The sequence below is a fragment of the Streptomyces sp. NRRL S-244 genome (assembly GCF_000717915.1).
In the GTDB taxonomy this organism is placed as follows: domain Bacteria; phylum Actinomycetota; class Actinomycetes; order Streptomycetales; family Streptomycetaceae; genus Streptomyces.
Genome location: NZ_JOCX01000007.1, coordinates 78,659 through 95,897, shown reverse-complemented (window position 1 = coordinate 95,897; position 17,239 = coordinate 78,659). Strand labels below are relative to the sequence as shown.

Genomic DNA, 17,239 nt, shown 5'->3' with positions numbered 1-17,239 from the left:
CCTCAGTTGGCGGCGGCGCTCTGTTCGTCGTCGAGCGGCATGTGTTCTTCGAGCGTCTCCTCGTCCGGGCGGGAGACCAGGTCCAGGACCATCCGTACGGCCTCCGGCACCGCTGCGGCCACCGGCGCGCTCAGGCCGATGCCCTCCTCCAGACAGCCGGGTTCGCAGCCGACGACCCAGATCCGCCGGGGCGGCGCGGTGCCGGTCCCGGCGCACAGGGTGTCCAGCAGGGCGAGCACCGCGTCGGGCGACATCTGGTGCCCGTCGAGTACGGGGCCCTGCGGGGCGAGGGAGCCGGGCTCTGCGGCCTCGATCAGGTACAGGGTGCCGGGGGCTCCACCGCGGGCGGTGGCGTCCACCAGGACGAGCGTGTCGTAGCCGTCGAGGAGCTGGTAGGCGAGGTGGACCCCTCGTACGCCGATGTCCACCACCTCGACGTGCCCGGGCAGCGCGTGCCCGGGCTCGGCCAGCATCCGGACGGTCTCGACGCCGAAGCCGTCGTCGCCGAGGAACACGTTGCCGATGCCGGCGATCAGGATGCGGCCGCTCACGCGCCCTCCAGGGGGGCGACCTCGTCGGGCTGGAAGTAGAGGAACCGGCCCTGTTCGCGCCGGATGTCGGCGCCCGGGTCCCCTTCGACGGTGACGGCGAGGTGCACTCCCCCGTCCACGTCGTGCAGGACGGCCTCGACCTGGGCCGTGGCCCCCTGGAGGAACAGGTCCTGGGCGTCGGTGCGCCGCAGGCCCGGGCGCAGGACCACCCGGCTGCCGGGTCCCACGGAGGTCCCGTCGATCAGGATCCGGTCGCGGGCCGGGCCGGCGGGATCCGCGTGCTCCGGGTCCCACCAAGGGGTGTCCGGCTTGAACACGGCGTCCTCGTCGAAGAGTTCGGCGAACGACTCGGGGGTGGGCACACCGGGGTCGGTGATCTCGCGGAGCGCCCGGACCGCGCCGTGCAGGCGTTCCAGCACCTCGGGCGGCATGGTCTCGGCCAGGTCGATGACAGCGGCCGCGCGGGCGTCGGTGCCGCGGGCCTCCCGCTTCTCCTGGTCGGTCAGGGCCGCCGTGCGCAGGGCGAGGATCTCGTCGATCTCGGTGGCGTCGTACATGGCCCCGATGGACTCGGGCGCGATGCCGGGGTGGTCCTCCAGGATGATCGGCGAGGACAGCACCACGTCGCTGCTGCCCGGTTCGCCGGCGAGGACGGGCCAGGTGTGCCGGTTGGCGCAGGTGGCGACGGAGGTCTTGGCCCACTCGGGCGGGTCGGTCATCGAGAGGAAGGATCCGGCGCTCAGGCCCATCAGCAGGTGGGCCGCGACGAGTGAGCGGGGCAGCACGACGTCGCGATCGGCGCCGGCGGCGCCTTCGGCGTCCGGCGTCCACTCGCTCGTGTTCTCCACCACCGCGGTGAGTTTGAACGCCCGGTACGGGACGTCCAGTTGCTCCGCACGCAGCCGCAGCACCCCGTCGGCGCGCTCGGTGCGCCGGACCAGGCGGCCCACCTCCCGGCCGTCGGCGCCGAGGACGGTTTCGGTCTCCTCGCGGGCGGGCCGGACGAAGGGCAGGGAGACCTCGCCCTCCTCCAACTCGGCGACGGCGACGGTCATTTCGACCCGTTCCTCGGTGCCCTCGTCCCACGGGACCAGGACCCGGTCGGGCAGGTGCAGTTCGGGAACGGTCACGAACGAGCCGTCCGGGCGGGCCTCTTCGACCGTACGCCGCTGCGCGTGCAGGAAGCGCAGCTCGACGGCGAGGGTGGCCGCGCCGCGCGGTTCCATGACCACTTCGGTGCGCTGGAACGAGTGCTCGCCGTGTGCGGGTCCCCATGCGGGCGGGACCAGGACGCCGAACTGCCAGCGCAGCCGGTTCTTCGCCGCCGAGGCCCGGTACGGGTAGAGGACGTAGCCCTCGAAGAGGACGGCGTCGGCCACCTGCCGGGCGACCGCGAAGCGTGCTGCGGGCAGGGCCGTCGTGGTCATGGCGCGGTCCTCTCGGCGGCCCGCGGCAGTACGGCGCCGGCCCAGGCGGGGTCCGGGGGCGGCGGCTCGGCGGCCGACGCCGCGTCCAGCAGGGTCCGTACGGTCGCCTCCCAGGAGGCGAGCGCGTGGCGGGAGCGGTAGGCGAGCAGGTCGGCCATGGTGTCGCGGGGCAGCCGCAGCCAGCCGCAGCCGGGGAAGTGCTGTTCGACCATCTCCCGCCACACCTCGGCGGGCATCCGGAACGGGGCTTCGCGGTCCCAGGGAACGGGCTCGACCTGGAAGCCCCCGGCCCCGGTGAAGGCCGTGCCGGAGAACAGCATCAGCAGCGGCGCCTCGCCCTCCTCCAGGGCGCTGAGGTAGCGGCCGGAGGCGATGTCCATGTCGTACGAGCACGGTACGACGACGTCGGTCTCGGTCTCCCCGGTGAAACTGGGGACCATCACCGAGACCTGGGCGAACTGGAGGGGCTGGAGGGTGGTCCCCCAGCGGGCCCGCTCACCGAACAGGTCGTGCAGCGCGGCGGCTTCGCCGGCGCCGTAGCCGCGCTTGGCCGGCTCGATGCGGATCTGGCAGCGCAGGGCGAGCGCGTGGACCCGCTTGTCGGCGGCGGTGGTGATGCGCAGCCGGAAGACCAGGGTGGGGCCGGCCGCGTACGGGTCGGCGCGCACCCCGGTGCAGGCAAAGGAGAAGTCGGTCACGGCCGCCCCTCCCCCGCCCCGGCCGGGACCTTGGCCCTGCGCTCCACCTGTGCGAAGAAGGCGTTCAGCGCGGCGCGGGCCTCGGCCCCGCCGTCGAATCCCTGCCACAGCAGCCGCATCCGCCCCACCAGCTCGTAGCAGATGTCGATGGGGACGAGGTAGCACTCGGTGCGGCCCTCGGTCCGGCGCAGCAGCAGCGCCTCCACGTCGGGTTCGAGCAGCGCGGCGAGCGCCCCGCCGCCGAGTACGTTCTGCCAGGTGGCCGGGTCCAGTTCGCTCTCGGTGGCCCCGGCCGGGCTCGGGTAGAGGGCGACCAGCCGGTCGAGAGCGGCGTTGCGGAAGAAGAAGGCGACGCCGACCGGGATCTGGAGCTGCTCCCAGGCGCCCTCGCCGAGCCGGTGTTCCGGGTCGGTGAGGTAGCGGTCGGGGACGGCGCGGAAGCGCCCGGTGGCGGCGCCCGGCCGGTCGAACAGGAGGGCGCAGGCGGTGCAGGCGCAGACCAGCGCCCGCTTCTCCACCTCCACCAGGTGGCGGTGGCCGTCCTCGGGGACCGCCACCGCGCACATTTCGCAGCGCTCGGGCCGGGGCGGCCGGGGCCCCGTGAACCGGCGCAGGCCGCGCGCACCGCGCGGCCCGGCGGAGCCGGTGCCCGGCTCCGCCGTCGTCCAGGGGTGCGGCGCGTTCACCGGGCCCGCGCCGGGGCCTGCGGGCGGGTGCCGATCTGGAGCAGGGGCAGGGGCGGCTCGGCGGCTTCGAGCTCCACCGCGCTCACCTCGGGCGCGAAGCAGGCCAGGGCGTCCTCGACGCCCTGCGGCACGGCGTCGCCGCCGGATCCGCAGCCGCAGCCGCCGCCCGGCGCGGACCGCAGGCGCAGCACGCCGGTGGCCGCGTCGAAGCCGATCAGCTCCATGGGGTCCCGTACGGTGTCCAGGGCCCGGGCGATCCGCGTGTGGACGTCCTCGGGGTGCAGGTCGTGCAGGGCGAGCAGGCTCGCGACGAGCTCGTCGTCCAGCAGCCCGCCGAGGCGCTCCACACCGAGCCGCTCCACGATCCGGGCGAGCCCGGCCCCGTAGAAGTCCATGAGCACGCGCACCAGTTCCTCGGCCGCGGCGCAGGCCTCCCGGTCGCCCGAGGCGGCCAGCCGGTCGAGGACCTCGTCCACCCGCCGGCCCGCCTCGCGTGCGTCGGTCGCCGTCGCGCTCATCCGCCGAGTCCGCTCAGTCCGGTGGGCACGTGCATCTGCTTGACCGTCTTGCCGCTGCCGACGTACATGTGGACGCCGCAGGGCAGGCAGGGGTCGAAGCTGCGCACGGCGCGCATGATGTCGATGCCCTTGAAGTTCTCCGGGGAGTTCTCCTCGAAGATCGGGGTGTTCTGGACGGCGTCCTCGTACGGTCCCGGGGTGCCGAAGGTGTCGCGGGTGCTGGCGTTCCACGGGGTCGGCGGGTACGGGTGGTAGTTGGCGATCTTGCCGTCGCGGATCACCATGTGGTGCGAGAGCACGCCGCGCACGGCCTCGGTGAAGCCGACGCCGATGGACTCGTCCGGAACCTCGAACTTCTCCCAGGTCTGGGTGCGTCCGGCGCGGACCTCGGCCAGGCCCTTCTCGGCGCAGTGCAGCGCGATGGCGGCCGCGTACGCCTGGAAGTACGTGCGGGCGCGGTTGCGCTCCAGCGCGTTGCTCCACTTCGGGATCTTCCACTCGAAGCGGGTCTCGGGCTTGGTCATGGTGCGGGGCAGGGTGATGACCACGCTGTGGCCGGTGGCCTGGACGTAGTCGGTGTGGACGAGCCCGGACAGGGCGGTGGACCACAGGCGGGCGAGGGGGCCGCCGCCGGTGTCGAGGGCGAGGTGGTCCTTGCCGTCGAACCAGCGCGGGGACATCACCCAGCTGTACTTGTCGTCGAAGTTCCGCTTCTGCGGGGCCGGGATGGTGTGCTGGTTCCACGGGTGGCGGGCGTCGACCGGGTTGCCGAGCGGGTCGTGGGTGACGAACTTCTCCTGGCCCTGCCAGTCGTCGTAGTACGAGCTGCCGAGCAGGATGCGGATGCCGAGGTTGATCTCGGTGAGGTCGTTGGTGACCAGCTTCCCGTCCACCACCACGCCCGGGGTGACGAACATCTTCCGTCCCCAGTCGGTCATGTTGGCGTACGTGAAGTCGCAGTACTCGGGGTCGTTGAGCGCGCCCCAGCAGCCCAGCAGGACGCGCCGGCGGCCGACCTCCTCGTACCCGGGCAGGGCCTCGTAGAAGAAGTCGAAGAGGTCGTCGTGGAGCGGGACCACGCGCTTCATGAACTCGCAGTACCGCATGAGGCGGCTCATGTAGTCCGTGAAGAGCTGGACGGAGGCGATGGTGCCGACGCCGCCCGGGTAGAGGGTGGAGGGGTGCACGTGGCGCCCCTCCATCAGACAGAACATCTCGCGCGTGTACCGGCTGACCTGGAGGGCCTCGCGGTAGAACTCGCCCTCGATGGGGTTGAGCGAGCGCATGATGTCGGCGATGGTGCGGTAGCCGTGCTCGCCGGCGTGCGGGGCCTCGGTGCGCTCGGCGAGTTCGAGGACGCCGGGGTTGGTCTCGCGGACCATCTTCTCGCAGTAGTCGACCCCGACCAGGTTCTCCTGGAAGATGTTGTGGTCGAACATGTACTCCGCCGACTCGCCCAGGTTGATGATCCACTCGGCGAGGTGGGGCGGCTTCACCCCGTACGCCATGTTCTGGGCGTAGACGGAGCACGTGGCGTGGTTGTCGCCGCAGATCCCGCAGATGCGGCTGGTGATGAAGTGCGCGTCGCGGGGGTCCTTGCCGCGCATGAAGACGCTGTAGCCGCGGAAGACGGACGAGGTGCTGTAGCACTCCGCGACCTTCTTCTGCTTGAAGTCGATCTTCGTGTGGATGCCGAGACTGCCCACGATCCGGGTGATCGGATCCCAGGCCATCTCCACCAGGCCGCTGCCGTCACCGGCCGCCTTCGTCTTCGGTGTCATCTTGTCTGCCGTGACCCTTCTTGGAGACGGGAGCTGGAGGTTGGGAGAGGCGCAGCGGTGGGGCGCGGGCCGGGTGGACGCGGGGCCGCGGGCGGCCCGGTCACCAGGGCTTGCGGTAGCCGGTGGTCAACTGCCGTCCGGGATGGCGCCACTTGGGCTCCTGGTCCACGGTGTGCTCGGTGATCGCCCTGAGCTTGCGGATCAGCGTGCCGTAGACCCCGCTGGCGGTGGCGGAGACCTTCGCGCCCGGAGGCTCGTCCATGAACGGCATGAACTTGTCCGGGAAGCCCGGCATGGTGCAGGCGATGCAGATGCCGCCCACGTTGGGGCAGCCGCCGATGCCGTTCATCCAGCCGCGCTTGGGCACGTTGCACTTGACGACCGGGCCCCAGCAGCCGAGCTTGACCAGGCACTTGGGCGAGTCGTAGGTCTGGGCGAACTCGCCCTGCTCGTAGTAGCCGGCCCGGTCGCAGCCCTCGTGCACGGTGTTGCCGAACAGCCAGGTGGGGCGCAGCTTGTCGTCCAGGGGGATCATCGGCGCGGAGCCGGCCGCCTGGTAGAGCAGGTAGGTCAGGGTCTCGGAGAAGTTGTCGGGCTGGATCGGGCAGCCGGGGACGCACACGATCGGGATGCCGGCCTTCGAGGTCCAGTCCCAGCCGAGGTAGTCGGGTACGCCCATGGCCCCGGTGGGATTGCCCTCCATCGCATGGATGCCGCCGTACGTGGCGCAGGTGCCGATCGCGACCACGGCGAGGGCCTTGGGCGCGAGGCGGTCGATCCACTCGCTGGTGGTGATGGGCTGGCCGGTCTCCGGGTCGTCGCCGAAGCCGCACCAGTAGCCCTCGGGCTTGATCTTCTCGTTGGGGATCGAGCCCTCGACGACGAGCACGAAGGGGTCGATCTCCCCTCGCTCCCCCTTGAAGAACCATTCGATGAACGTGTCGGCGCCGCCGACCGGTCCGCACTCGAAGTCGATCAGCGGCCAGTGCACGGCGATCTTGGGCAGTCCGGGGAGGACGCCCATGACGATCTCCTCGATGCTGGGCTGCATCGCTGCCGTCAGGGACACCGAGTCGCCGTCGCAGCTCAGTCCGGCGTTGATCCAGAGGATGTGGATCGGGGGGTCCTCTACCGCCGTGCTCGGCGTTGCTGCATCCATGAGGATCGCTCCTTGGGAAGGGATGCGGGGGGGTGGGTGGGGCCGGGGACGCGGAGGGGGCGGGAACGGGGACGGGGACGCCGGGCGGGGCAGGTGCTCCGCGCCGGCCTCACCCTTCTTGCTAGCAGCCGGCCGGGCCCGGCGCCCTGTCTTGTTCGGCCGGTCCAGTGACCCGGGGCCGCCGGGAGGGCAGGGCCGCGGTGCGCCGTCCCGGCACGGTGCGCTCCAGGTGCGCCGGGGTGCGGTCGGCGGGCTCCTTGCGTACGAAGGCGCGGCGCAGGGCGTGGTACGGGGCCTGCGGGTCGAAGAAGGCCTCCCGCATCCGCGCCAGCTCCGCCTCCCGGTAGGCGGCGAGCGGCCGGACGCTCTCGTCGGCGTCGCGGCGGGCCTTCTTGCCGGCGATCCGGGACAGGACGGCGGGCGAGTCCGCCACGCGGACGGCGAGCCGGGACGTCTCGTCGGCGAAGGCCTGCGGGGCGCAGTCGATCGTACGGTCGACCAGCCCGAGCCGGCGGGCGGCTTCGGCGCTGATCGGCAGGGCCTCGGTCGTGAGGCGCTCGGCGACGCCGGTTCCGGTGCGGCGGGGCAGCGTGTAGGTCCAGTACTCGGATCCGTACAGGCCCATCAGCCGGTAGTGCGGGTTGAGGACCACTCCGGTACGGCACCAGACCTCGTCGGCGGCGAGCGCGAGCATGGCCCCGCCGGCGGCCGCGTTGCCGCCGAGGGCGGCCACGACGAACCGGTCGGTGGTGGTCAGGACGGCCTCCACGAGGTCGTCCATCGCGTTGATGTTGGCCCAGGACTCCTCGGCCGGGTCGGCTGCCGCCTCGATGACGCCGAGGTGGATGCCGTTGGAGAAGAAGTCACGGCCGCCGCCGAGGACGAGGACGGAGACGGGCCGGGTGCAGGCCTCCCGGTAGGCGGCGAGCAGGCGCCGGCACTGCGCGGTGCTCATCGCGCCGCCGGGGAAGGAGAACGTGAGGAAGCCGGCCCCGCCCTGCTCCCGGTAGGTGATGTCGGACCAGGTGCGCGGGCCGTCCGGGTCCGCGTCGGCGGCGTACGGCGGCGCGGGGATCTCGGGGAGCGGCGGCAGCCGGTCGCCGAGGGCGAGGGTGGCGGGGAGTTTGACGGGGGCCGGCTGACCCGGCTGACCCGGCTCGCCGGCCGCGCGCCGCGCCCGGAGCTCCGGGATCCACACGGCTCCGTCGGCGGTCGCCCGGCAGATCGCGCCCGCGCGGGTGGCGATCAGCTCGCCGGGGCGGCCGCGCAGCCGGTCCTCGGGGTGCCCGCCGTGCAGGAACCACTGGCCGCCGAGCATCTCGTCGAGTACGCCCGGCTGGGAGTCGGCGGCGCGCAGCGCGCGGACGACGCTCTGCGTGGAGTCGTTCGCCCAGTCGATCCGGCGCAGCTCCTGGCGCAGGTACGGCCGGGCGCGGCCGGACCGCTGCCGCTCGGGGACGTGGGTGCCGGAGGCGAAGCGGTCGACGGCCGTCAGCACGGCGGACAGCGCGGCGTCGGCGATCTCCCCGCGGTACGCGTCGCTCTTGCCGACGGGCGGCAGCGGGCAGTCCGCGGTGGCCCAGACGTCGCCCGCGTCCATCTCCTCGCAGGCCTGGAGCACGGTGACGCCCCAGCGGGTCGCGTCCTCGGTGACGGCCCAGTCGAGCGAGGAGGGCCCGCGGTCGCCCACGGGCCCCGGGTGGACGACCAGGCAGGTGTGGGCGGACCAGACCTCCCGGGGGATGGGCGTCTTCAGCATCGGCGCGAGCACGAGGTCCGGCCGGTGACGGTCGACGGCCTCGGCGAGGGAGACGCCGGGCAGGGCGAGCTCGACCGCCACGCTGTGCCCGCGGTCCCTCAGTTCTGCGTGTACACGCTGAGTGAGACTGTTGAACGCGCTGGCGGCGAGCAGGATGTGCACGTGATCTCCCAAGCGTCCGGCCCCCGGCGATCTGCGGCCGCGGCAGGTACGGCCGCTGGCGATCGTCGACCACGGGCGCCCGCGGGCCGGTGAGGCCTACGGGGGTGTCACCCGGAAGTGGCCACCCGGAACCGCCACCTGGTGGAGGGGCGGGCCCGGGGGCGCGCGGAGATGCCCGGAAAGGGACTGGACGGGGGACCCGTACGCGGCATGCACTGCGCAGGTGGGCCGCGCGGGCCGCACGACCGCCCGCGCGCCCCGATCCGACCCGACCCGCATCGCGTCGCACCGACCCGCACCGCATCGCATCGCATCGCATCGAGCCGACAGGAGCCGGACCGTGGCCAGCATCGACCCCTTCGCCCCGTCCCCGCTGCACGACCTCATGTACGGGCACGTCCACGCCGCCGCCTTACGGGCCGTGGCCGTCCACCGGATAGCCGACCATCTCGCCGAGGGGCCGCGCACCGCCGAGGAGCTCGCCGCCCGCACCGGCACGCACGGGCCCGCCCTGCGGCGGATCCTGCGGTTCCTGGCGACGCGGGGGCTGTTCGGCGAGGACGGCCGGGGCGCCTTCCGGCTCGAGGAGGCCGGGCAGTCGCTGGTCGGCGGCGCGCCGGGATCGCAGCTGGCGAGCGCCCTGCTGCTGACCGACCCGATGTACGCGCGCTCCGCCGACCGGCTCGCGGACACCCTGCGTACGGGCGAGTCCGCCTTCGACCTCGCCCACGGCATGCCGTTCTTCGAACACCTCCTCAAGTCCCCGGAGGACCGGGCCACCTTCGACGCCGGCATGGCGGCGCATTCCGGCCCGGTCGAGGAACTGGTGGCGCGGAGCTACGCCTTCCCGGCGGGCGCACGCCTCGTCGACGTGGCCGGCGGCCGCGGCGGGCTGCTGGCCGCCGTACTGACCCGGGAGCCCACCCTGTCCGGCACCCTCTTCGACCAGCCCGCCACCGTCGCCGAGCACGTACTGGACCGGCCCGAGCTGGCGGGCCGCTGGCGGACGGCGGGCGGGGACTTCTTCACCGCCGTGCCGGCCGGGGGCGATTTCTACCTGCTCAAGCACATCCTCCACGACTGGAGCGACGAGGACGCGCTGCGCATCCTCGGCTCCATCCGGCGCGCGGCCGGCACCGGCGGCCGCCTGCTCGTGGTGGACGCCGTCCTGCCCGAGGGCAGCGCCCCGCATCCCGGCGTGGAACTCGACCTCGTGATGCTGATGGTCGTCACGGGCCGCGAGCGGACCGCCGCCGAGTTCGAGTCCCTGCTGGCACGGGCGGGCTTCCGGCTGGCCCGCATCCTGCCCACCCCGTCGGTGCCCTCGGTCCTGGAGGCCGTCGCCGTCTGATCGCGCCCGCCGCCCGTCGCCTCCCGATCTTCAGCGGATATTCTTCATCCGCGCCGGCGAGCAGCCGCGGCGCCCGGAAGCAGACGAGATGGAGCCCCGATGGACGTGCAGCACTTCGAGCGGATCACCGCATTCATCGAGGCGCGGCTGACCCCGCTGTTCGACGAGGCCACCGGCAGCGAGCGCGGTTTCGCGATGGACGACACCTCCCGGGCGCTGCGCGCGCTGCGCAACGCCGTGCTGGAGGCCTCGGCGGTCAAGGGGCTGATCGAGAAGCGGGCGACGGCCGAACCGGCGCTGCGCCGGGTCATCGACCAGTCGGTGGAGCACCACTGGGACGTACTGCGCGGTATCGCCCGCCAGTGGGAGGACCACGGCGACTTCCTGCGCGAGTTCAAGCGGCACGCGTGGGAGCTCGACGAGGCCCTGGCCGCTCCGGCCGCCACGGAGGCCTGAGCCCCGCTCCGCCTGTCGCTCCGGTACGGGTCCGCCGTCCCGGAGCGACAATGGGGTGTATGAACCACTGCCGGGCCGGCAGGAGACCCAGATGAACGGCTCGGTCCCTATCGGACGTGTCGTCGGAGTGCCGCTGCGCATGCACTGGAGCGTGCCGCTGCTGGTGGTGCTGTTCGCGTACGGGCTCGGCCGCCAGACCCTCCCCGTGTGGACTCCGGGGCGCTCGAACGCCGTGTACACCCTCGCCAGCGTCGTGGGGGCCCTGCTGCTGATGGGCAGCCTGCTCCTGCACGAGACGGCGCACGCCGCGACGGCCCGCCGGAAGAAGATCTCCGTCGAGGACGTCACCCTGTGGGCGCTGGGCGGGATGACCAGGATGGGCCGGCCGCAGACCGCCCCGGCGGCCTTCGCGGTCGCGGTGAGCGGCCCCCTCACCAGCCTGGTCATCGGCGGCGCCGCGGTCGGCGCGGGGATCGGGCTGCACACCCTGCCCGGCTGGGCGGTGCCCGCCGCCGTCCTGGTCTGGCTCGGCTGGACGAACCTCTTCCTCGCCGTGTTCAACCTGCTGCCCGCCTCGCCGCTCGACGGCGGACGGGTGCTCCAGGCCCTGCTGTGGTGGCGTACGGGCGACCGGGACCGGGCGGACCGGGCGGCCTCGCGCATGGGGCAGGTCATGGGCGTGCTGCTGGCGGCCGTGGGCTGGATCTCCTTCCTGCGCGGCGTGTCGAGCGGACTGTGGCTCGTCTTCATCGGTCTCTTCATCACGTTCGTCGCGGGCGCGGAGCGCCAGCACGCCGTGTTGCGCACGGGGCTGCGGGGCGTGCGCGTGGCCGATGCGATGTCCAGCCCGGTGGCGACCGGCGCCGACTGGCTGAGCGTGCGGCGGTTCATCGACGAGGTGGCCGTGGCATCCCGGCATTCCGCGCTTCCGCTGCTCGATTTCGACGGCCGCCCGAGCGGGGTGGTGCACGTACGCGGGCTGGCGCGGCTCCCGGAGGCGCAGCGCGAGGCGCTGCGCGTGCGCGACGTGGCGACACCGCTGGAGCGGTGCGCGGTGGCGGCCCCGGGCGATCTGCTGGGCGAGGCCCTGGACGCGCTGCGGCCGGGGACCGGGCTGCCGCTCCTGGTGGTGGACGCGGACCGGCTGGTGGGGATCGTCACCGCGAAGGACGTCACCCGGCTCATGGAGCGGCAGGCGCTCGGCGGGGGCGGGGGCCGCGAGCCCGAGTAGGGCACGAACGGGCGTGCGGCGGGACAATGGGGGTGCGATGACGTACGTAGCCGTGAGCGCCCTGAGCCATGCCGGGCTGGTACGCGACCACAACGAGGACAGCCTCGTCGTCGGGCCGTGGACGCTGTGCGCCGGTGTGACCCGCAATCCGCAGACGTTCGTGTTCCCGCTCGGTTCGCCGCTCGTCGTAGCGGTCGCAGACGGGATCGGCGGACAGCCGGCGGGCGAGGTGGCCAGCGCGCTGGTGGTACGGCAACTGGCGGTGCTCGGGCCCTCCTTGGACAGCGAGGGAGCCGTCCGCGAGGCGCTCGCCCTGTGCAACCACGCGGTGTACGCGGCCGGTGACAGCGATCCGGAGCTGGCCACCATGGGCACCACCGTGGCGGGTGCGGTCGTACTGGAGGACTCTCTGATCTCGTTCAACGTCGGCGACAGCCGGGTGCTCGACGCCACGGCGCCGGAGGTCCGGCAGGTGAGCGTGGACGACAATCCGCCGCTGGAACCGGGGCAGCGCACCACGTCCCTGCTGACCCAGGCGCTCGGCGGCGCCCGCCGGCACATCGGGATCACCCCGCACGTATCGACGGAGCCGCTGCCGGCCGGAGCGCGTTACCTGGTGTGCTCGGACGGGCTGACCGACCCGGTGCCGCCCGAGGAGCTCGACGAGCTGCTGCGGGTGCACGACGACGGCAAGGCGGCGTTCGAGCTGTGGAGGGCCGCCATCGACGCCGGAGGCCCCGACAACATCACGCTCGCCCTGGTCAGGATCGGCGACTAGCGTCCCGTTCGGCCCGGAAAGTCACCGACCGTGACCGTACGCTACGGCCGGCGGCGGGGCTTGCCACCCTTGGCGATCTTGCTGCTCTTGCCGCCCTTGGGAGCGCCCTTGGCTCCGCCGGAGCCGCCGCGCGGGTTCTTGCCGCCCGACTTCCCGGCCGCGGACCCGCGCCCCGCGCCCGCCGCGTCGGGGCGCTTGCGCTGCTTCGGCTGAGGCGGGGTCGGGGCGCCGCGGCCGCGCGTGCTGTTGACGGTCCGGCCGCGCACGATCCCGATGAACTCCTCGACCAGGTCGGTGGGTTCACCGTCGAGTTCGAGGAACGACAGGGCCACCCGGGACTGCGGGGCGTCCGTCACCGTGCGGTACGTGAGGTCCTTGCGGTGGTGCAGGCGGGCGAGGGACTGCGGGACGAGGAGGACGCCGATCCCGGCCGCCACCAGCTCGATCGCGTCCGCCGTGGTGGCGGGGCGTTCCAGCGCGGGCCGCCCGGGCAGGCCCTCCCAGTCCAGGGTGTCGTCCAGCGGGTGCAGCACGATCTCGTCGGCGAGGTCCCCGGTGGAGACCTCTTCCACGGCCGCCACGAGGTGGTCCTTCGGGACCACGACGACCGTGGTCTCGGTGTAGAGGGGGATCGCGGCCAGGCCCGTACGGTCGATCGGCAGCCGTACGAAGGCGGCGTCGGCGTCGCTGCCCCGCAGCAGGTCCGGAGCCTCGGCGGCGGAGACCTGGAGGAGGGTCAGCGGGACGTCGGGCAGGCGCTCCTTCCAGATCCGCACCCACTTGCCGGGCGTCACTCCGGGGACGTACGCGAGCCGGAACGAGGGAGACGCCGTGGGCGATGCCGTGGGAGATGCTTCCGAGCCTGTCACCCGGCCAGGTTACCGGCCGTGGTCAGAAGTAGCGCACACGCTCGATACCCTTGACCCCATGACGTCGCACAAGACCACCCAGACCATGAAGCCCGCCACCGCGGCGAAGAAGCTGGGTGTGTACCTCGAAGCCACCCCCGCAGAGTTCCAGGAGGGTGTCGTGACCCGCAGCGAGCTGAACGCGCTGCAGGCCGAGCCGCCCCAGTGGCTGCAGGAACTGCGACGCAACGGCCCGCACCCCCGCCCCGTGGTCGCGTCCAAGCTCGGCGTCTCGATCGCCGGCCTCGCGCGCGGCGGGGTCACCGAGGCCCTCACCACGGAGCAGATCGACGCGCTGAAGCAGGAGAACCCGGAGTGGCTCCAGAAGGAGCGCGCCACCCAGGCCGATGTCCGCAAGGAAGCGGTCCGCATCAAGGAGAAGCACGCCGAGCAGGCCGAGCGCGCCGAGCGCCAGCAGCAGTCCGGCTCCTGACCGACGTGCGCCCGTGGGGCGCCGGGGCGGCGCCTCGGGCGCCGGAAGTGCCCTGAAGCGCCCCTCCCGTCCGCATTTCGACAAAGATCACCGGAATGCGGCCGGCGCGCCCTGGGCAGAGCTGCGGGGTGATCTCCCGACTCCTCGCCCCGTTCCGGAGCGCCCGCACCCTCGTCTTCTCCGCCGACTTCGGCTCGACCTCCCGCTGGGTCGCCGGCCGGACCTCGGCCTTTCCCGACAACGGCCCGGTCAATCCGGGCGACAACAAACTCGATCATCTCGTCGACGACCCCTCCTACAGCCGCACCGGGACCTTCCGCGCCACCCGACGGCCGGACGGCAACTGGGACTCCGGACTGCTCACCACCGAAGGCAGTGACGAGGGTTTCCTGCTGCGCGCCGAGGACGTGCTGGAGGCCCGGGTCCGGCTGCCGGAGGCGGTCGGCGCCTGGCCCGCGATCTGGACCTGGCGGGACGGCGGCCAGGAGGTCGACGTCTTCGAGTACCACCCCGACAACCCGGACCTGCTGGAACTCTCCAACCACGTCCGGGGCGGGGGCTCGCACTACTTCCACGACCCCGCCATCCGCCCCGGAGCCTGGGTCGACCTCAAGGTCAGGTTCGGTACGAACACGGTCGTCTGGTGGGTCAACGGCACCCGCGCGTACGCCGACCACAGCGGGGTGGGCCGGCGCTGGCGGGCGTACCTCATCGTGAACCTGTCCGTGTGCGCGGGCCGTTACCACCCGGCCCCCGACCCGGGCGTATCGGAGATGTCGTACGAGGTCTCGGACCTCCGCGTGTACCGCGGTTAGGGGTGTCCGGCGGATCAGGGTCACTCCTCGGTGACCTGCGCGCCGACGATCACCCCGCCGGACACGGTGTAGGTCCCCTCGTACGCCCTCAGCGTGCCGTCCGTCTGGAGCGCACGGATCACGACCCGGACCCGGCCGGGCTCCACCGTGTCGGCCGAGCCGAGCGAGATGCTCGCCGTCGTGTCGTACCCCGCCACCCACTTCGCGTAGGAGGTGTGGGCGATGTACTTGCCGCCGAGTTCCCAGGCGGCGGCGAAGTCCCGGTTCGCGATGTCCTGGTAGTACTCCTCCACGACCTCGCTCGGGCCTTGCGCACGCGCCGGACTCGGCTCGACCGGAGGCAGGACGGGCGGGGTGGCCGATGCGGACGGGAAGGCCGATGCGGACGGGAATGCGGGAGCAACGGGCTCACTCGATCGTGGGGTGGGAGGCGGGACGAGAGCCGATGGCAGGGAGGAGCCCCTGCCCGCTTCCGGCGGCAGGCCGCGCGGGGCCGCGTCGGCCGCCCGCTCCCCGCGCGGGGGAGCCACGGCGATGAGAACGGCCGCGCTCCCCCCGCCCACCACCACGAGCGCCGCCACCAGCCACGGCAGCCACCGGGGAAGGACCGTGAATCCCACGCGGACGTAGCCGGGCCCGGCGGGCCGGGAGGGCGGCATGGTCATCTCCTCCGATCTCCCTCGCTCATAGACCGCGGATCGCCTCTTCGATCGGCTGCGCGAGGGAGACCAGCGCGGTGAATCCCGCCACCGCGCTCAGGAGCGCCCTGGCGAGCATCCTCAGCTTTCCCATGCGCCGGTTCTCGGAGGCGAGTTCCTCGCGCGCGTCCTCCGCGATCTCGATCAGATCGGCGCGGTCGGGGTGTTCGGAACGCCCGAGTTCGTCGATCAGCCGGGAGAACAGGTCCCGGATCTCCTGAGGCGATCGCTGTCGGCCGTCTCCGAACTGCGTCGACCCGCTGCTGTACACCTCGGCCTGCGCGTTCCTGCCGCTCGCCACGGCGGAGGAGACGACTTGCGAGCCCCCCGTGGCGATGATCCCTTGATTTTCCCGCATTTCTTTCCTCGCCCCTCACCATGGTCAGTCCATTTTCACGCGCGGTATTTTCTTGAGGATCTTCGACGAGACCTTGGAGTTCTCACCGGAGGCGACCGAGCTGCCTTGGACTCTCGCTCCGTGACTCGCGATGATCCCGTGATTGATGATCAGTTCCTGCCGTTGCACCAGCTCGTCCGTATGGATTCCATGAGCCTCCGCGAATTCCACGATCGCGTTCAGCACCCTCTTCTCGATCGCCTTGAGGACCATGCCGCTGTCCGCTTCCTGGAAGTAGCGCTGGTGGCTCTTGTCCGCGACGTTGCGGCGCACGGCCTGCCGGGCCCCGTAGTCGAAGCGGCGCAGCTGCGTGATCAGCTTGTCCTGCTTCCGGACCCGGAAGTACATCCAGAAGTCGGGGGCGAACCCCGCGACCGCGCGCACGGGCGAGGCCAGGAGCTCGAACACGGTCGGTACCAGAGTCGACGCCGCGAGCTTGAGGACCTCGATCAGGGGCGGGCTGGGCATCAGGGTGTCGACGACCCGGTAGCTGTCGCGCAGGGGGAACAGCACCGTCGGGGCCGCTTCCACGACGAGGCTCGAGTCCGAGCGGACGAAGCGGATGAAGAGGGACGTCACCAGCTCACCGCCCCAGCCCGTGGAGTGCACGGCGAGGTACGGCCGGACCTTCTCCTCCGGCGACCGCTTCAGTGCGTCCATGGCCTCGGGCGTGATGGCGGTGACGGGCCGGCCGAGGGGATCGGGGAGGAAGCGCCGGTCCTCCCGGACGGCCGAGCCGCCGACGAAGACCCGCTCCTCGATCTCCAGACAGGGCAGGCCCAGCGTGCGGAGCCGTCCCGCGACGTGCGCGTACAGGTCCGTCACGTCGAAATCCTGCGGTTCGACCCCCGGCCGGCTCGGCGAGGTGACGTCGAAGGCCAGGGACCACGAGTCGCGTGCGGCCCCGTACCCGGCGAACGGCGAATAGCCGCTGTAGGTGGTGACGTTGCCCTCGGCGTACGCGCCGATCTCACGCAGCCGCGCGGCGACGCTCGCGCTGATCGGCTCCGGGGCGGCGGCGGGGTCGAACTCGTCCGGGCGCAGACTCTGCATCGGGCCGCCGTACTTGGTCGAGAACTCAAAGGAGAACACCGTCACCCACCCGAGGAACAGAATCACAAGGGTGACACCGGGCATTCCCACCAACAGCTGAAAGATGAGGACGAACAGCAGCAGCAAGGCGAGCAGGATGTCCCGGCTGTGCCTGCGAGCGTTCGCGAGGTACGCGTGCCTGAGCACCACCGGGACGTCGCAGGCCGGGGCCGCGGCCACGCCCAGATGCGGCTCCGCCGCCACCTCTTTGACGAGCGACGTCGCGTAGGCGCGGTCCAGGTACGCGGCCGCGCACAGGTACCTGGTCACGTCCCGGCTGCCGCCCCATCCCGGCACCGCGGTGCGGCGCGCGGGGGCTGAACCCGTCATGACTCCCCC

At 72.5% G+C, this 17,239-nt stretch carries 18 protein-coding genes; 6 read left to right on the top strand and 12 right to left on the bottom strand.

Going from position 1 to position 17,239, the window contains the following annotated elements; genetic code table 11:
- Nucleotides 1–2: 2 nt before the first annotated feature.
- The 8 genes from IF02_RS0110405 to IF02_RS0110370 form a co-directional block, all read right to left on the bottom strand.
- Nucleotides 3–551: a hydrogenase maturation protease gene (locus IF02_RS0110405; RefSeq protein WP_051696109.1), complete on the bottom strand. Its 549-nt coding sequence runs from the start codon at nt 549–551 to the stop codon at nt 3–5.
- Nucleotides 548–1,978: a hypothetical protein gene (locus IF02_RS0110400; protein ID WP_030155570.1), complete on the bottom strand. Its 1,431-nt coding sequence runs from the start codon at nt 1,976–1,978 to the stop codon at nt 548–550. Before IF02_RS0110400 ends, IF02_RS0110405 begins: the two co-directional genes overlap by 4 nt.
- Complete coding sequence (locus IF02_RS0110395) at nt 1,975–2,676, bottom strand: DUF6084 family protein (RefSeq protein ID WP_030155569.1); 702 nt, start codon at nt 2,674–2,676, stop codon at nt 1,975–1,977. Before IF02_RS0110395 ends, IF02_RS0110400 begins: the two co-directional genes overlap by 4 nt.
- Entirely contained in the window at nt 2,673–3,242 is a 570-nt protein-coding gene (locus tag IF02_RS0110390; protein WP_324603763.1) for a DUF5947 family protein, read from the bottom strand. The genes IF02_RS0110395 and IF02_RS0110390 overlap by 4 nt, the downstream gene beginning before the upstream one ends.
- Before the next feature lie 116 nt (nt 3,243–3,358).
- Complete coding sequence (locus tag IF02_RS0110385) at nt 3,359–3,880, bottom strand: hypothetical protein (RefSeq protein WP_030155567.1); 522 nt, start codon at nt 3,878–3,880, stop codon at nt 3,359–3,361.
- The gene (locus IF02_RS0110380; protein WP_030155566.1) at nt 3,877–5,661 is read right to left on the bottom strand and encodes a nickel-dependent hydrogenase large subunit; all 1,785 of its coding nucleotides are present in this window, start codon (nt 5,659–5,661) and stop codon (nt 3,877–3,879) included. The genes IF02_RS0110385 and IF02_RS0110380 overlap by 4 nt, the downstream gene beginning before the upstream one ends.
- A gap of 100 nt (nt 5,662–5,761) precedes the next feature.
- Nucleotides 5,762–6,820 carry a hydrogenase expression protein HypE gene (locus IF02_RS0110375; protein WP_030155565.1) on the bottom strand — a complete coding sequence of 353 codons (1,059 nt, stop codon included), beginning with the start codon at nt 6,818–6,820 and terminating at the stop codon, nt 5,762–5,764.
- Between the two features lie 121 nt (nt 6,821–6,941).
- Nucleotides 6,942–8,741: a hydrogenase maturation protein gene (locus tag IF02_RS0110370; RefSeq protein WP_051696108.1), complete on the bottom strand. Its 1,800-nt coding sequence runs from the start codon at nt 8,739–8,741 to the stop codon at nt 6,942–6,944.
- A 340-nt stretch (nt 8,742–9,081) separates the two neighbouring features.
- On the opposite strand from IF02_RS0110370, the gene IF02_RS0110365 reads away from it, so the two are divergent.
- From IF02_RS0110365 to IF02_RS0110350, 4 genes are all read left to right on the top strand, one after another.
- The gene (locus IF02_RS0110365) at nt 9,082–10,092 is read left to right on the top strand and encodes a methyltransferase (RefSeq protein ID WP_030155562.1); all 1,011 of its coding nucleotides are present in this window, start codon (nt 9,082–9,084) and stop codon (nt 10,090–10,092) included.
- Between the two features lie 99 nt (nt 10,093–10,191).
- Nucleotides 10,192–10,548, top strand: coding sequence for a hypothetical protein (locus tag IF02_RS0110360; RefSeq protein ID WP_030155560.1), 357 nt, complete (start codon nt 10,192–10,194; stop codon nt 10,546–10,548).
- 91 nt (nt 10,549–10,639) lie between these two features.
- Nucleotides 10,640–11,779 carry a site-2 protease family protein gene (locus IF02_RS0110355; protein ID WP_030155558.1) on the top strand — a complete coding sequence of 380 codons (1,140 nt, stop codon included), beginning with the start codon at nt 10,640–10,642 and terminating at the stop codon, nt 11,777–11,779.
- A gap of 37 nt (nt 11,780–11,816) precedes the next feature.
- Complete coding sequence (locus IF02_RS0110350) at nt 11,817–12,557, top strand: PP2C family protein-serine/threonine phosphatase (RefSeq protein ID WP_030155556.1); 741 nt, start codon at nt 11,817–11,819, stop codon at nt 12,555–12,557.
- Between the two features lie 41 nt (nt 12,558–12,598).
- Here IF02_RS0110350 and IF02_RS0110345 read toward each other — a convergent pair whose 3' ends face one another.
- Nucleotides 12,599–13,426 (bottom strand): LysR family transcriptional regulator substrate-binding protein, encoded by an 828-nt coding sequence (locus IF02_RS0110345; RefSeq protein WP_078621998.1) that lies wholly within the window; start codon nt 13,424–13,426, stop codon nt 12,599–12,601.
- A gap of 58 nt (nt 13,427–13,484) precedes the next feature.
- On the opposite strand from IF02_RS0110345, the gene IF02_RS0110340 reads away from it, so the two are divergent.
- Both IF02_RS0110340 and IF02_RS0110335 read left to right on the top strand, forming a co-directional pair.
- Nucleotides 13,485–13,898 (top strand): DUF5997 family protein, encoded by a 414-nt coding sequence (locus IF02_RS0110340; protein WP_030155552.1) that lies wholly within the window; start codon nt 13,485–13,487, stop codon nt 13,896–13,898.
- 128 nt (nt 13,899–14,026) lie between these two features.
- On the top strand, nt 14,027–14,713 hold the full coding sequence (locus IF02_RS0110335; RefSeq protein WP_234318156.1) for a family 16 glycosylhydrolase: 687 nt from the start codon (nt 14,027–14,029) through the stop codon (nt 14,711–14,713).
- A 20-nt stretch (nt 14,714–14,733) separates the two neighbouring features.
- On the opposite strand, the gene IF02_RS34745 is transcribed toward IF02_RS0110335, so the two are convergent.
- From IF02_RS34745 to IF02_RS0110320, 3 genes are read right to left on the bottom strand one after another with little or no spacing between them, the layout of a single operon-like run.
- On the bottom strand, nt 14,734–15,378 hold the full coding sequence (locus IF02_RS34745; RefSeq protein WP_030155549.1) for a hypothetical protein: 645 nt from the start codon (nt 15,376–15,378) through the stop codon (nt 14,734–14,736).
- A gap of 19 nt (nt 15,379–15,397) precedes the next feature.
- Nucleotides 15,398–15,769, bottom strand: a complete 372-nt coding sequence (locus tag IF02_RS0110325) for a hypothetical protein (RefSeq protein WP_030155547.1) — start codon at nt 15,767–15,769, stop codon at nt 15,398–15,400.
- A gap of 24 nt (nt 15,770–15,793) precedes the next feature.
- The gene (locus tag IF02_RS0110320) at nt 15,794–17,230 is read right to left on the bottom strand and encodes a zinc ribbon domain-containing protein (RefSeq protein WP_234318155.1); all 1,437 of its coding nucleotides are present in this window, start codon (nt 17,228–17,230) and stop codon (nt 15,794–15,796) included.
- Nucleotides 17,231–17,239 lie beyond the last annotated feature (9 nt).

Excerpts from the sequence above, each read along its gene's own strand:
- IF02_RS0110355 (WP_030155558.1), top strand. The coding sequence starts at position 10,640 with ATGAACGGCTCGGTCCCTATCGGACGTGTCGTCGGAGTGCCGCTGCGC.
- IF02_RS0110350 (WP_030155556.1), top strand. The coding sequence starts at position 11,817 with ATGACGTACGTAGCCGTGAGCGCCCTGAGCCATGCCGGGCTGGTACGC.
- IF02_RS0110325 (WP_030155547.1), bottom strand. The coding sequence starts at position 15,769 with ATGCGGGAAAATCAAGGGATCATCGCCACGGGGGGCTCGCAAGTCGTC.
- IF02_RS34745 (WP_030155549.1), bottom strand. The coding sequence starts at position 15,378 with ATGACCATGCCGCCCTCCCGGCCCGCCGGGCCCGGCTACGTCCGCGTG.
- IF02_RS0110340 (WP_030155552.1), top strand. The coding sequence starts at position 13,485 with ATGACGTCGCACAAGACCACCCAGACCATGAAGCCCGCCACCGCGGCG.
- IF02_RS0110385 (WP_030155567.1), bottom strand. The coding sequence starts at position 3,880 with ATGAGCGCGACGGCGACCGACGCACGCGAGGCGGGCCGGCGGGTGGAC.
- IF02_RS0110375 (WP_030155565.1), bottom strand. The coding sequence starts at position 6,820 with ATGGATGCAGCAACGCCGAGCACGGCGGTAGAGGACCCCCCGATCCAC.
- IF02_RS0110400 (WP_030155570.1), bottom strand. The coding sequence starts at position 1,978 with ATGACCACGACGGCCCTGCCCGCAGCACGCTTCGCGGTCGCCCGGCAG.
- IF02_RS0110380 (WP_030155566.1), bottom strand. The coding sequence starts at position 5,661 with ATGACACCGAAGACGAAGGCGGCCGGTGACGGCAGCGGCCTGGTGGAG.
- IF02_RS0110360 (WP_030155560.1), top strand. The coding sequence starts at position 10,192 with ATGGACGTGCAGCACTTCGAGCGGATCACCGCATTCATCGAGGCGCGG.
- IF02_RS0110320 (WP_234318155.1), bottom strand. The coding sequence starts at position 17,230 with ATGACGGGTTCAGCCCCCGCGCGCCGCACCGCGGTGCCGGGATGGGGC.
- IF02_RS0110390 (WP_324603763.1), bottom strand. The coding sequence starts at position 3,242 with ATGTGCGCGGTGGCGGTCCCCGAGGACGGCCACCGCCACCTGGTGGAG.